Below are 13,012 nucleotides of genomic sequence, written 5' to 3' on the forward strand. Positions count from 1 at the left end.
ATTATGACGTTCGCTAAATAATGAGTGGCTTTAATTTTTTAATTTTCACATGGTTCCATGAATTTATGTATTGAAGATTTATCAAATGCAGTAATTTCAAATAACTGAGTCAATAATCTATCATCATGAACTGTATTCCAAGTGATACAGTTATTTTCAATTAATGTAAGAGAAAATTTCACTACAGAATTATGTGTCTCAGTGTAATGATTAAATTCAATAGTACGATATGAGTATAAGTAAAAAGCCATGTTATCTAAGTTTGTTGTATTATAACATCCTAGAATACAAAAATTTGGAGACTGGTTAATGGCTGGATGGATATCTTTTGTTTGCTCCCATTCTATTTGGCGCTTTAAACTTTTTAAAAATACGTTAGATATGACTTTGTGTTCTGTTGGGTTCATTAGTTTTCCCTCATATTTTTCTAGCTGAAATATCAATAATATTATCAATATAATTAAGTAGAAGATTTACTTCATCTAACATATCAAAACATAGGCTAATATCTAAATCATGGTGGTCTTTTATTGATGTTATTTTTGTGGTTTTTATTTTGTATTGTTTTATTGATGATGTTAATTTTTTATCTTTAGAGTCAATGAATAGAATATAATGGTGTAATGATTGTATTCTACTATGTAACTTCCTTCTATGCATTTCTTCATGAAAGGTATTTTTATTATGAACTTCAGATAAGTGTTTATAATAATCATTAAGTAGCTTGGATAGCTTCTCCTTATGAAAATAAATAGATGCCTTACGATTAAATTTAATCGTTAATCTTGATGTTTGTAATAGAACCCATAAAGTTGCTGCTGTACCGACAAAGGTAGATAGCGTCCCTAGGTTTATTACCCAGAGTTCCCATAATGTATTCATTAGTTATTAGCTCCATAAAAATAGAGTAATAGAAATCTTAATTAATTAGATTAATTTTTTATAATATTAGATTTAAATAGAACAAATAAATTCCCTCATAATTAACGCGTATTTATGAGGGAATAAAAATGATTAAGGTTCGATTGGTAACCCGTTGTCTTGTCCCCATTGCGCCCATGAACCATCATAGAGGCGCACATGTGGGTTACCTAATAATACCAATGCCAGTAAAACTACGGCAGCAGTCATGCCAGAGCCACAGGTTGTGACTGTTGGTGCGAGAATATCGACACCTTGCTGCGCAAAAATAGCTTTTAATTGTTCGGGGGATTTATATTTCCCATTATCCACTAATAAATCCCAAGGCACATTTTTACTGCCTGGAATATGCCCCATCCTTAAACCTGGGCGAGGTTCAGGAGCTTGAGCCAGAAAACGGGCAGATGCACGCGCATCAATAATTTGGATTTTACCTTCAGTGGCAACCTCTAACATTTGCTGTTGATTCAGCGCATTGGCATCTTGTCTATCAGCAATAAAGGTTTGTGCGGCGGGTGGGGTGACTTTACCAGATTGAGTTGCGAAACCAGCTGCTTTCCATGCGTTAATTCCACCGGCTAAAATTTTAACCTGTTTACAGCCTAAAGTGCGGAAAGTCCACCATGCACGCGGAGATGAAAACAAATTATTTTGAGCGTAAATAATGACTTGCGTTTGATTATTAATCCCCATCGCTCCAACAGCTTGGCTAAATGTGGCGGCGTCAGGGAGCATATGGGGTAAGTCGCAGCTCTTATCGGCGATTTCATCTTGATTAAAAAATTGAGCTTGGGGAATGTGCTCATCAAGGTAGCTTTGGTAGCAATCATAAGGGGCGGTAGGTGGTGGCGTAGAGACATCAAGCACAATAATATTACTGTCTGAAAGATGTGAATTTAACCACTCTGGTGTTACAAAATAATCGTTGTACATCATAACTCACCGTCCCGTTTGATTAATAATGGATGATTACTGGATCTGATTAGGTGCAGGTAATATCGATGGCGATTGAGCCTGATTTTGCTCTAAAGGTGTGGTGGAGCGGGTATAAATATTCATCCCGGCAAGCACAATACCCCCAATAGAACTCAATGCGCATAATGCGCACAGTGCGATGACGACTTTTTTCATTTTTATTAGCCTGATTTGACACGAAGATGCCAAAGTATAACTGGATGGTGATAGCAAACAAGTTTTACGGGATATTTTCTTGGCTCGATTTGGTGTTTTGCGAAAGGCTTTCCAGAATTTGTGTATAATGGAAATTAATACAGTAGTTTTGCGAAGGGTTTCGCAAAAGAGAAACGGGGGCTTTCCTGCCTCTTTTTTGATTAGCTATCATCTCCTTTTTACTTGGTCTTCTGCGTATCTATGTCTCTGTCAAATAAAATCAAAGAACAAATAACTCAATGGTATAAGGGGTTATCTAACCAAATCGAGGGGTTCGTCTCTCGGGCACCTCAGCGGCAAATGATTGCTGAAGTGGCGAAAAATTTGTCGGATGCAGAAGGGCGTCATTTAGTTATTGAAGCACCAACAGGGGTGGGAAAAACCTTATCCTATTTGATACCAGGCATTGCTGTTGGGCGCGAAGAAGGTAAAACTTTGGTCGTGAGCACCGCTAACGTTGCCCTCCAAGATCAAATATTCAGTAAGGATTTGCCATTACTGAGCAAAATTATCCCTGACTTAAAATATACAGGCGCATTTGGGCGGGCGCGTTATGTGTGCCCCCGAAACTTAGAAGCTATTTGTGCCGCGGAAGGGGAACAAATTGATTTAATGCTGTTGGTGGAAGACAAAACTGAAATTACCAACAGCGAAGAGAGAGCGCAATGCCAGCAATTACGCAATGATTTTCATAGCTTTGCTTGGGATGGGCTACGCGACCACCATAAAAAGGCATTTAGTGATAGTTTATGGCGTAAAGTCAGCACCGATAAAATGAATTGCCTTGGGCGTAATTGCCAGTTCTATCAACGATGCCCTTTTTTTATTGCACGCCGTGAAATTGAAGATGCGGATGTGGTCGTGGCTAACCATGCTTTAGTGATGGCAGCCATGGAAAGTGAATCGGTATTACCGGACCCTAAGAAATTACTGTTAGTTCTCGATGAGGGGCATCATGTTCCCGATGTGGCGAGAGACGCTTTAGAAGTTGAAGGGGAAATTACGCTAGTTCAGCTTACCGCACAGGTGGATAATTTTATTCATCATGTCGGGCAGTATGTTGCGCAGTTTCGCCCAGCAAAACCGCCTAAGTTGACTAATCCTGATAAGCTACAACAACATGCTGAAAAATTACGCGAGTGTTTCCGTGATTTTTCACTGTTAGCGAACGGGCTATTACCTGAAACATCCAAAGAGTCAGAATATTTGTTCCCAATGGGGATTTTGCCCGAGGTAATGCAGCAATGTTGCCTAGAGCTATTTAAGCTGACGGATGCGCTACGTGGGCTATCAGAGGCGATTCTCAGTGACTTAACGGAACAAACAGCAAAGCAAGATATTGTGCGTTTACATCGCTCCATTTTAGTGACAAGCCGAGCGATGGGCTATTTTGAAAATATGACCAAATTATGGCGCTTAGCCTCGCTTGATCAAAGCTCTGGTGCGCCCGTTTCGAAATGGCTTAGCCGCCATTATGAGAAAAATCAATCCCGGATTTTTATGCATTGCGCAGGGATCCGCGTAAGTGAACAGCTGCAACATTTGTTATGGAAAAATGTGCCTCATATTGTAGTGACATCGGCAACACTTCGCTCTTTGAACAGCTATTCACGTTTTATGGAGTTAACGGGATTATCCGAAAAGAGTGATGACCGTTTCGTCACGCTCACCTCACCGTTTAATCATGTTGAGCAGGGTAAGTTGGTGATCCCCAAAATGCAGCATGAGCCAACTATGGCAAATGAAGCTGAACATTTAAAAGAGATGGCAACCTATTTTCGCCATCAATTTACGCATAGTGATCACCATGGGGTCTTGATCCTATTTAGTAGCCAGCGAGCGATGGAAGGATTTCTGGAACATGTGAAAGATTTGCGTTTACAGCTATTAGTGCAGGGGGATCAGCCACGTTACCGGCTAGTGGAGACGCATTGTGAACGTATTAAACAAGGGCAAAAAAGCGCGTTAATCGGCTTACAATCATTTGCGGAAGGGTTGGATTTAAAAGGGGAATTTTTAACCCAAGTGCATATTCACAAGATTGCGTTTCCGCCTGTGACAAATCCAGTAATTATTACTGAAGGTGATTGGCTGAAGTCATTAAAGCGTTATCCATTCGAGGTACAAAGTTTACCTAGCGCTTCATTTAATTTGATCCAGCAAGCAGGGCGTTTGATTCGAAGTCATGAGTGTTATGGCGAAATTATCATTTATGATAAGCGCTTATTAACCAAAAGCTATGGTAAACGTTTATTAAATTCGTTACCCATTTTCCCTATTGAACAACCTGAAATGCCAACATCAGATAAGTAGGGCGATAAATAAATTGAGACCACCGAAGTGGTCTCATGGTCAATATATTGACTCTGTTTTACGACACTACTCAATATTGGCTTCTAATAACCACAGGAATTTATCCAGATCGCGAGATGCGGCGGTAAACATATCTGCGGTATTTTCATCTTCAACTTCATCGATAGCTTTACGAATATCATTTGCAACAACAGCATATCGTTCAGCTAATGCTTTTAAATGGTCTTGTACAGAATGAATATCCAATGGATAAGCTTCTAATGATGTAAACTTATTGACTTGTTGTGATGTTCCTGTGGCGATGCCACCTAACTGAACCGCACGCTCAGCGAATTCATCCAAGTGCCCAATGATGCTATCTCTAAAGCCATCTAACATCTCATGCACTGCGATAAAGTTGCGACCGCGCATGTTCCAATGTGCTTGTTTAGTGATTAAAGAGAGATCGGTGAAATGGATAACCATCATGTTTAAGATACCGATGGTTTCTAATTTTACACTATCTTCAATATCATTACGGGTATATAAAAGTTCAGTTGAAGAGGTTTTAAATAATTTTGCAGTATTCATAGAATTTCCTCTCTTAAATATAATTAACTCAATTGTCTTGTCTGCTTATAAATATAGAGTGTAAAGCTAAGAATGTCATAAAGTAATAATCTATTACTTTAATAGGCAGGACGATGATATTTTTTTTTGGCGTTTATTTAGATTTTACCAATCGAATCTATCGATGTGACATTTCAAATAAATGAAGATTACCTTACAAGATAATGAAATAAAAAATGAACAAAGAAAAAAAGTAAAAAAGCTAATAGAATTGCCTATTAGCCTTTAATAAAAGTGAAGATGACGTAATTATTTACGATACTTTTTCAATCTTTGATTTGGGTACCGAAGTGGATGTTGAGCCAATAGACGCGCATACAATACACAACAGCGCTAACCATTGTGTCATCGTTAAATGTTCTTGTAGGAAGACAATGCCTAAAAATGCTCCCATACAAGGCTCTAGACTCATTAGAGTACCGAAGGTTTTTGCGGGCAGCTTGGTTAACGCTATCATCTCTAATGTATACGGAAATGCGGTAGACAAAATAGCAACCCCTAAAGCCAAAGGTAGAATGGCTGGGTCAAACATCGCTTCAACCCCGGTTTGCATTAATCCAATCGGGAAGAAAATCAGCGCAGAAATCAACGAACCCACAGCAACCGTTGCGGCACCATAACCTGCGCCAGCGCGTTGACCAAAGATAATATAAATCGCCCAGCAGACACCGGCACCTAAAGCATAAGCGGCACCAACGAGATCGAGAGAGTCAATGTTATTGCCAATAGGCAGTAAGAATAGCAACCCAGCAATGACAAGCCCAATCCATAAAAAATCAATAGGGCGGCGAGAAGAGAACATCGCAACGGCTAATGGGCCCGTAAACTCAAGTGCGACCGCAATTCCTAAAGGGATACGCTCAAGCGCTAAATAAAACAGGTAGTTCATGGTTCCGAGAGATAAACCATAAGCAAGCAGTGGTCCCAGAGAGCTTTTTCTAAAATTTAAACGCCATGGTTTAAAGATCACACACAAAATAATCGTGGCAAGCAACAAACGTAAACCGGTAACACCTGGTGCGCCGATAAGTGGGAACAATGTTTTAGCTAAAGAGGCACCACTTTGGATTGACATCATTGCCAGTAATAGCAAGCCTATCGGTAATAGCGGAAAAGCACTCTTTTTAGTATCGGCAGACATGAATAAAAAACCTCAAAAAAACGTTAGGAACGTCGATAAAACCCACACGGTATATACAGATAAAATGGGTAAATCTAAATAATAATGGTGGTTTGTTGGGATATTTACCCTAAGCCAGCAAATTGGCGTGAATTATCTCACAGAATTCATGCAGATTATATTGCTTTGTTGAGAGCGAAAAATTCATCATATTATTTAATATTGGATAACGACTAAAAATAAAATATTGTGAGTTGAGCTTCTTTGAGGGTACCGTATAATTTTGCGCTTACAAGAATGATAATAGGAATGAAAATAGAACATGAAAAAAATTAAAAGCGTCGCGGTTTATTGTGGTTCAAGCATGGGGACGAATGAAATTTATCAAAAACAAGCCATTGAGTTTGCAAAAGAGCTGGTAAAGCGTGATATCGCTTTAGTCTACGGTGGTGCGAGTGTTGGGCTGATGGGAACCGTTGCCGATACGGTATTATCTTTAGGCGGCAAGGCTATTGGTGTGATCCCATCCCTGCTTGAAGAGCGTGAAATCTCGCATAAAAATCTGACCGAACTGTACAAAGTTGACACCATGCATCAGCGCAAAAGCAAAATGATTGAACTTGCTGATGGTTTTGTCGCAATGCCTGGTGGATACGGCACTTTAGAAGAATACAGCGAAGTGTTCACATGGAGTCAAATTGGTTTACATACTAAGCCTTGCGGATTATTCAATATTAATAATTACTGGCAGCCTCTGATTGATATGACCAATAAAATGGCGGATGAGGGCTTTTTACATGAAAAATATCGTCATATGGCGATTGTGGAATCATCCCCAGCCAGTTTATTAGATCAATTTGAAACGTATATTGCACCACCAGTGAAAACTTACGACTAACTTATTCGGGTAGCTTTATGATCAGAAAAGCAAAAAAAGAGGATTTATCAGCAATTCTTGCACTCTACCAAATTTTATTTGCCGAGATGGCTAAGTTTGATCGTGAAAGGTTACAAGCCGCGGAACAATCGAGTGAGTTTGTTGAAAATGCCATTGAGGATAATAAGTTTCATCTTTTAGTGGTTGATCATGAAGGTGAAATCAAAGGTTTTTGTATTGCTCAAAAACAAACGGCAGATCCTTATAGTTGCATTGTACCAAGGGATTTCGGTTATATTTTTGATTTGGTCATCTCTCCCGACTTTCGAGGTGAAAAAGCAGGTAAACAGCTCTTAGATGGAATGAAAGAGTGGGCTAAGTTGCAGAAATTTAGTCACTTAGAACTTTCAGTATTAGCGCAAAACCACCAAGCTATTAAGTTTTATGAGCGCGAAGGATTAGCCGAAGTATCCCGTACCATGGGGATCGCGTTGTAAATTTTAAGCTCTCCGTTATTGGGGAGCTTTTTATAGTATTAGCCCCCAAGGTATCATGAACAAATCATATCTTTTTCAGAAAAAGCGGCTCAAAAATCAGCACAAGATCTAAACGTGGGATTATGGCATAATGCGCGGCTATTTATTCTTATCAGACTTCAAGTCGGCGAGATAAGGGCAATTACGCCAATCTCGGGGCGACTCTACAAAGATCAATTTAAGGCATCGCAGTGTTAACAACCAACAATATCACTATGCAGTTTGGCAGTAAGCCGCTGTTTGAAAACATCTCAGTTAAATTCGGTACCGGTAACCGCTACGGTCTGATCGGCGCTAATGGTGCGGGTAAATCCACATTTATGAAAATTCTGGGTGGAGATTTAACGCCAACCGCAGGGAATGTGAGCACCACGGATCCTAACGAGCGTTTAGGTAAATTACGCCAAGACCAGTTTGCATTCGAAGAGTTTACTGTTCTCGATACCGTTATCATGGGACATGCTGAGCTTTGGGATGTAAAGCAAGAGCGTGACAGAATTTATGCGATGCCAGAAATGAGTGAAGAAGATGGCTATCGTGTTGCAGATCTTGAAGTGGCTTACGGTGAAATGGATGGCTATAGCGCGGAAGCGCGTGCGGGTGAGCTGCTATTAGGCGTCGGTATTCCGGTTGAGCAACATTATGGTCCAATGAGCGAAGTCGCGCCGGGTTGGAAACTGCGTGTGCTATTGGCTCAGGCATTATTTGCTGATCCAGATATTCTGTTACTTGATGAACCGACGAACAACTTGGATATCGATACCATCCGTTGGTTAGAACAAGTGCTGAATGACCGTAACTGCACCATGGTTATCATTTCCCATGATAGACACTTCTTAAATACCGTTTGTACGCACATGGCGGATTTAGATTACGGTGAGCTGCGTTTATTCCCGGGTAACTACGATGAGTATATGATTGCGGCAACCCAAGCGAGAGAGCGTCTGTTATCTGATAACGCCAAGAAAAAAGCGCAAATTGCTGAGTTACAATCTTTCGTTAGCCGTTTCAGCGCTAACGCATCAAAATCTAAACAAGCGACTTCTCGTGCTCGTCAAATTGATAAAATTCAATTAGATGAAGTTAAAGCCTCTAGTCGTCAAAACCCATTCATTCGTTTTGAACAAGAGAAAAAACTGTTCCGTAATGCTTTAGAATTAGAAGCGGTCACTAACGGTTACGATCAAGGTCCTCTGTTTAAAAACGTAAACCTATTAATGGAAGTGGGTGAGAAAATGGCGGTTATCGGTGCTAACGGTATCGGTAAAACCACATTCTTAAAAACCTTAGTCGGTGAGCAACCTGCGACAAGCGGAATCGTCAAATGGTCTGAAAACCATAACATTGGTTATTATGCGCAAGACCACGCAGAAGACTTCGATACTGACCTGAACGTGTTTGACTGGATGAGCCAGTGGAAAAGTGAAGGGGATGATGAGCAAGCGGTTCGCAGTATTTTAGGTCGCTTACTATTCTCTCAAGACGATATTAAGAAAAAAGTGTCGGTCTTATCAGGTGGTGAGCAGGGTCGTATGTTATTTGGTAAGTTGATGATGCAACAGCCAAATATTTTGATTATGGATGAACCGACCAACCACTTAGATATGGAATCCATTGAATCATTGAACTTAGCATTGGAAATGTATCAAGGAACGCTGATTTTCGTTTCCCATGACCGTGAGTTTGTGAGTTCACTGGCAACTCGTATTCTTGAGATTAAAGAAGATAAAGTGATTGATTTTAAAGGTACTTATGACGAGTACCTGAAAAGCCAAGGTGTTGTTATCTAATCTTGTTTGAATAAAAAATAGCCCCGCTGGTGTGATACCCGAGGGGCTATTTTTATTTAGCTGTTCAAAATGGCAGAACAGCCTCAAAATTAGTTTTTCTTCACAAACTCAGATTTCAGTTTCATTTGACCGAAACCATCGATTTTACAATCGATATTGTGATCGCCTTCCACTAAACGGATACCTTTAACGCGGGTACCTATTTTCAGCATTGAAGAACTACCTTTCACTTTAAGATCTTTGATTACGGTAACAGTATCGCCATCAGCTAATAAGTTGCCATTAGCATCTTTTACGATGAGTTCATCAATGTCAGTAACTGGCTCAGCATCATTCCATTCGTGCGCGCACTCAGGGCAGATGTACATATCGTTGTCAGTATAGGTATATTCAGACTGACATTTTGGGCAAGGAGGTAATGACATATTTATATTCTCAGTAATGACTGACACAGTCATAGTTCAAATCAGTAGGGATAACGAGGTTCCCCGAAAGGGGGATAGTATAAGACCAAAGACAAGATAAATGAATTTTTAGGAATATTCCTAATTTTGTATCTTAAAAAATGGCGAGACTTAGCTCGCCATGAAGAATCTTAGGAGCAAACCTCACAATGAGGGTCTTTATTGAGTTTAAATTGGCGAAAATCCAGCGTCATCGCATCAAATAACAGCACTTTTCCAACATTGACTTTGCCGTACTGGGCTAGCAATTTGATGGTTTCCATCGCTTCTAATGTGCCAATTGTCCCCACCAGCGGCGCCATGACGCCAGCCTCTACACATGTCAGGCTATTTTCTCCAAACAGTCGGCTTAGGCAGTGATAGCAGGGCATTCCTTCTTCATAGGTAAATACGGAAAGTTGCCCTTCCATACGAATTGCAGCACCCGAAACAAAAGGAATTTTGTGTTTAAAGCAGAGGCGATTAAGCTGCTCGCGAATGGAAACATTATCCGTGCAATCTAAGATCACATGATGCTGTTGAACTAATTGTTCTAGCTCAGGATCATCCAATTGCGCGTTAACAGTATCAATCTGGATATGAGGATTGATGGCCGCTAGCTGCGCTTTTGCTGAATCTACTTTAGGTTCACCGATAGTCGCGTCGCGGTGCAGGGTTTGGCGCTGCAAATTTGATAGGGAAACCGTATCAAAATCTACGAGGGTTAAATAACCGACACCCGCGGCGGCGAGGTATTGTGTCGCCGCGCAGCCAAGTCCACCAAGCCCAACGACCAAGACTTTACCTGCCTTCAGCTTTTCCTGCCCGTCAAAATCGAAGCCGCGTAAGATAATTTGGCGGTTATAACGTAGCATTTCCTGATCAGTCAGTTCTTGCACAGTCTTACTCACTTTTTAATAAGTAATTGAACATTTCCACATCAACCATTTCACCTGCCGCCACTTTTCCACGCTCACGTTCTAATACAATAAAGCAGTTTGCTTGGCTAAAAGAACTGAAGACATGTGAGCCTTGGTGCCCTGTAGTCGCCACTTGTAGCTGACCTTGTTCATTGACGCTTAAAATGCCTCGTTGGAAATCAAGGCGTCCAGGTGATTTTTTCAGTGGTGTAGTGACAGGAACTTTGAAGCGGACAGGGGCTTTCCATTGGCTATGGCCGCTGAGGCGAGCAATTAATGGCTGAACTAATTGATAGAAAGTCAGCGCGGCAGAGACAGGGTTACCTGGTAAGCCACAGAACCACGCGGAACTTAGCTTGCCAAATGCGAAAGGTTTACCTGGCTTGATAGCTAATTTCCAAAATCCAATCTCACCCAGTTCATCCAAAATTTGTTTGGTGTAATCCGCTTCGCCGACAGAGACGCCACCGCTGCTGATGACTAAATCAGCACATTGGTTAGCTTCAATAAAGGTTTGCTTGAGTTTTTCTGGTGAGTCGGGGATAACGCCAAAATCCAGCACTTCGCAATTGAGTTTTTCTAACATTAAGCGAACGGCAAAACGGTTTGTGTCATAAATTTGCCCCTCAGCCAGAGGTTCGCCTACTGCTTGAAGCTCATCACCGGTTGAGAACACGGCAACTTTCAAACGGCGCTGGACTGTCACATTCGCAATTCCAAGAGACGCTATCAATGGTAGCTGTGTGGTGGAGAGTAAGGTTCCGGCAGGGAATACCGCACTACCTTGGGCAATATCTTCACCAGCTTTACGGATATTGTTTCCTTGCTTGAAGCTTTCCGTAATAATAATTCCTTGATCAGTTTGTTCTGTGGCTTCTTGCATGACAACGGTATCAACGCCTTCAGGAATAGGCGCTCCCGTCATGATCCTTACACAGCTACCTGCGGGTAATTTTCCTTCCATTGGGTTGCCAGCAAAGGATTTTCCAGCGACGGGCATCGGGGTTTTTCCATCCCAATCAGCAAAGCGAAAACCATAACCATCCATCGCTGAGTTATCAAACGGCGGGACATTAATGGGAGAAATGAGGTCTTCGGCAATAATACGTTGGGCAGACTCAGTTAGTGGAATGATTTCAGTGCTTGTGACAGTTGCGGTGTTTGAACGTAATTTTTCTAATGCAAGCTCTAGTGAAATCAAACCGTTAGTATGACACTGGTCCATAAATCGTTACCCCTTAATCTTGTTATTGGCCTTCGAGGCTTAAAATAAATTGTTGGCGGTATTATGTCAGATATAGCGCATTGGGTGAATGAATAGAAATTGATTACTGATAGCTTTTGGGTGGATAGTTTGTCTCATTTGGGTCACATATTGCGTTGTTTTAATGAATCCGTTATCGAAGAACACGATTTTTGCTAAAACAGAGCTACCAAAAAGGCTAAAATAAAGGGTGTTATTAATCGCATTTAAATAATGAAATAGTTATTTAAATGGCAAGGAGTATTCTGGATCGAGTCGCGCGATAACCTGCAAATATTTCATGCTGTTGATAGATGTATTACTGGATTATCTGCACTTGCTGCTTTAGAGTACCGCGCACACCTGCATTTTTATAAAAATAGCGTTATACCATCTGTGGAGGATCCTATGTCATCTCTGAGTAAAGAGGCCGAATTAGTTCATGCTGCTTTGGAAGCAAGAGGGCTTGAAACCCCGTTACGTATTCAACCAAAATCCGGTGAGGATCGTAAGCAACTGATTGAAGGGCATATGACCGAAATTATGAAGTTGCTGAACTTAGATTTAACCGATGATAGCTTAGCGGATACCCCGCGCCGTATCGCAAAAATGTATGTGGATGAGATTTTTTCGGGCCTTGACTATGCAAACTTCCCAAAAATCACATTAATTGAAAATAAAATGAATGTTGATGAAATGGTTACTGTGCGTGATATTACTCTGACCAGTACTTGTGAACACCACTTTGTGACGATCGATGGTAAAGCGATTGTGGCATACATCCCTAAAGATAAAGTGATTGGTTTATCGAAAATCAACCGTATTGTGCAGTTTTTCTCACAGCGCCCACAAGTTCAAGAACGTTTAACTCAGCAAATTTTAGTAGCTCTGCAAACGTTATTAGGCACCATGAATGTCGCGGTTTCTATTGATGCAGTTCATTACTGCGTGAAAGCTCGTGGTATACGTGATGCAACCAGTGCAACAACCACCACATCATTGGGTGGGCTGTTCAAGTCTAGCCAAAATACACGTCAAGAATTCTTACGTGCGGTTCGCCATCTCTAATT

14 protein-coding genes are annotated in these 13,012 nt (G+C 40.9%); 5 read left to right on the plus strand and 9 right to left on the minus strand.

Going from position 1 to position 13,012, the window contains the following annotated elements; translation table 11 throughout:
* Positions 1-38 precede the first annotated feature (38 nt).
* The 4 genes from ACIH2S_RS05625 to ACIH2S_RS05640 all read right to left on the minus strand — a co-directional run bounded on the left by ACIH2S_RS05625 (position 39) and on the right by ACIH2S_RS05640 (position 2,052).
* A complete protein-coding gene (locus ACIH2S_RS05625) occupies positions 39-407 on the minus strand; it encodes a hypothetical protein (RefSeq protein WP_108479402.1) in 369 nt (122 codons plus the stop codon).
* 10 nt (positions 408-417) lie between these two features.
* Positions 418-882, minus strand: coding sequence for a hypothetical protein (locus ACIH2S_RS05630; RefSeq protein WP_272534686.1), 465 nt, complete (start codon positions 880-882; stop codon positions 418-420).
* A 132-nt stretch (positions 883-1,014) separates the two neighbouring features.
* Complete coding sequence (gene sseA / locus ACIH2S_RS05635; RefSeq protein WP_430248558.1) at positions 1,015-1,854, minus strand: 3-mercaptopyruvate sulfurtransferase; 840 nt, start codon at positions 1,852-1,854, stop codon at positions 1,015-1,017.
* A gap of 36 nt (positions 1,855-1,890) precedes the next feature.
* The gene (locus ACIH2S_RS05640) at positions 1,891-2,052 is read right to left on the minus strand and encodes a hypothetical protein (protein WP_187369806.1); all 162 of its coding nucleotides are present in this window, start codon (positions 2,050-2,052) and stop codon (positions 1,891-1,893) included.
* 240 nt (positions 2,053-2,292) lie between these two features.
* Between ACIH2S_RS05640 and dinG the strand changes: the two genes are divergently transcribed.
* Positions 2,293-4,404: an ATP-dependent DNA helicase DinG gene (gene dinG, locus ACIH2S_RS05645; RefSeq protein WP_108479405.1), complete on the plus strand. Its 2,112-nt coding sequence runs from the start codon at positions 2,293-2,295 to the stop codon at positions 4,402-4,404.
* A 66-nt stretch (positions 4,405-4,470) separates the two neighbouring features.
* On the opposite strand, the gene dps is transcribed toward dinG, so the two are convergent.
* Together dps and rhtA are read right to left on the minus strand one after the other, a co-directional pair.
* Positions 4,471-4,974, minus strand: coding sequence for a DNA starvation/stationary phase protection protein Dps (gene dps / locus ACIH2S_RS05650; RefSeq protein ID WP_036949728.1), 504 nt, complete (start codon positions 4,972-4,974; stop codon positions 4,471-4,473).
* 292 nt (positions 4,975-5,266) lie between these two features.
* Positions 5,267-6,154 carry a threonine/homoserine exporter RhtA gene (gene rhtA / locus ACIH2S_RS05655; RefSeq protein ID WP_036949726.1) on the minus strand — a complete coding sequence of 296 codons (888 nt, stop codon included), beginning with the start codon at positions 6,152-6,154 and terminating at the stop codon, positions 5,267-5,269.
* Between the two features lie 301 nt (positions 6,155-6,455).
* On the opposite strand from rhtA, the gene ACIH2S_RS05660 reads away from it, so the two are divergent.
* The 3 genes from ACIH2S_RS05660 to ACIH2S_RS05670 all read left to right on the plus strand — a co-directional run bounded on the left by ACIH2S_RS05660 (position 6,456) and on the right by ACIH2S_RS05670 (position 9,336).
* Complete coding sequence (locus ACIH2S_RS05660; protein ID WP_036949723.1) at positions 6,456-7,031, plus strand: TIGR00730 family Rossman fold protein; 576 nt, start codon at positions 6,456-6,458, stop codon at positions 7,029-7,031.
* A gap of 17 nt (positions 7,032-7,048) precedes the next feature.
* Positions 7,049-7,507 (plus strand): GNAT family N-acetyltransferase, encoded by a 459-nt coding sequence (locus ACIH2S_RS05665; RefSeq protein WP_036949720.1) that lies wholly within the window; start codon positions 7,049-7,051, stop codon positions 7,505-7,507.
* 254 nt (positions 7,508-7,761) lie between these two features.
* On the plus strand, positions 7,762-9,336 hold the full coding sequence (locus ACIH2S_RS05670) for an ABC-F family ATPase (protein ID WP_154604456.1): 1,575 nt from the start codon (positions 7,762-7,764) through the stop codon (positions 9,334-9,336).
* Positions 9,337-9,425: 89 nt separating this feature from the next.
* On the opposite strand, the gene ACIH2S_RS05675 is transcribed toward ACIH2S_RS05670, so the two are convergent.
* The 3 genes from ACIH2S_RS05675 to moeA all read right to left on the minus strand — a co-directional run bounded on the left by ACIH2S_RS05675 (position 9,426) and on the right by moeA (position 11,924).
* Positions 9,426-9,761 (minus strand): zinc ribbon domain-containing protein YjdM, encoded by a 336-nt coding sequence (locus ACIH2S_RS05675; protein WP_036949717.1) that lies wholly within the window; start codon positions 9,759-9,761, stop codon positions 9,426-9,428.
* A 170-nt stretch (positions 9,762-9,931) separates the two neighbouring features.
* Positions 9,932-10,654, minus strand: coding sequence for a molybdopterin-synthase adenylyltransferase MoeB (gene moeB / locus ACIH2S_RS05680; RefSeq protein WP_154610038.1), 723 nt, complete (start codon positions 10,652-10,654; stop codon positions 9,932-9,934).
* A gap of 28 nt (positions 10,655-10,682) precedes the next feature.
* Positions 10,683-11,924 (minus strand): molybdopterin molybdotransferase MoeA, encoded by a 1,242-nt coding sequence (gene moeA, locus ACIH2S_RS05685; RefSeq protein ID WP_272534679.1) that lies wholly within the window; start codon positions 11,922-11,924, stop codon positions 10,683-10,685.
* 426 nt (positions 11,925-12,350) lie between these two features.
* Between moeA and folE the strand changes: the two genes are divergently transcribed.
* Complete coding sequence (gene folE / locus ACIH2S_RS05690; protein ID WP_036949713.1) at positions 12,351-13,010, plus strand: GTP cyclohydrolase I FolE; 660 nt, start codon at positions 12,351-12,353, stop codon at positions 13,008-13,010.
* Positions 13,011-13,012: the final 2 nt, after the last annotated feature.

Source organism: Providencia lanzhouensis (assembly GCF_050469745.1).
GTDB classification, from domain to species: Bacteria; Pseudomonadota; Gammaproteobacteria; order Enterobacterales; family Enterobacteriaceae; genus Providencia; species Providencia lanzhouensis.

Bases quoted from the DNA above. Each gene is read 5' to 3' on its own strand.
- dinG (WP_108479405.1), top strand. From the start codon at position 2,293: ATGTCTCTGTCAAATAAAATCAAAGAACAAATAACTCAATGGTATAAG.
- ACIH2S_RS05625 (WP_108479402.1), bottom strand. From the start codon at position 407: ATGAACCCAACAGAACACAAAGTCATATCTAACGTATTTTTAAAAAGT.
- folE (WP_036949713.1), top strand. From the start codon at position 12,351: ATGTCATCTCTGAGTAAAGAGGCCGAATTAGTTCATGCTGCTTTGGAA.
- moeA (WP_272534679.1), bottom strand. From the start codon at position 11,924: ATGGACCAGTGTCATACTAACGGTTTGATTTCACTAGAGCTTGCATTA.
- ACIH2S_RS05665 (WP_036949720.1), top strand. From the start codon at position 7,049: ATGATCAGAAAAGCAAAAAAAGAGGATTTATCAGCAATTCTTGCACTC.
- rhtA (WP_036949726.1), bottom strand. From the start codon at position 6,154: ATGTCTGCCGATACTAAAAAGAGTGCTTTTCCGCTATTACCGATAGGC.
- moeB (WP_154610038.1), bottom strand. From the start codon at position 10,654: ATGCTACGTTATAACCGCCAAATTATCTTACGCGGCTTCGATTTTGAC.
- dps (WP_036949728.1), bottom strand. From the start codon at position 4,974: ATGAATACTGCAAAATTATTTAAAACCTCTTCAACTGAACTTTTATAT.
- sseA (WP_430248558.1), bottom strand. From the start codon at position 1,854: ATGTACAACGATTATTTTGTAACACCAGAGTGGTTAAATTCACATCTT.
- ACIH2S_RS05660 (WP_036949723.1), top strand. From the start codon at position 6,456: ATGAAAAAAATTAAAAGCGTCGCGGTTTATTGTGGTTCAAGCATGGGG.
- ACIH2S_RS05675 (WP_036949717.1), bottom strand. From the start codon at position 9,761: ATGTCATTACCTCCTTGCCCAAAATGTCAGTCTGAATATACCTATACT.
- ACIH2S_RS05640 (WP_187369806.1), bottom strand. From the start codon at position 2,052: ATGAAAAAAGTCGTCATCGCACTGTGCGCATTATGCGCATTGAGTTCT.
- ACIH2S_RS05630 (WP_272534686.1), bottom strand. From the start codon at position 882: ATGAATACATTATGGGAACTCTGGGTAATAAACCTAGGGACGCTATCT.
- ACIH2S_RS05670 (WP_154604456.1), top strand. From the start codon at position 7,762: ATGCAGTTTGGCAGTAAGCCGCTGTTTGAAAACATCTCAGTTAAATTC.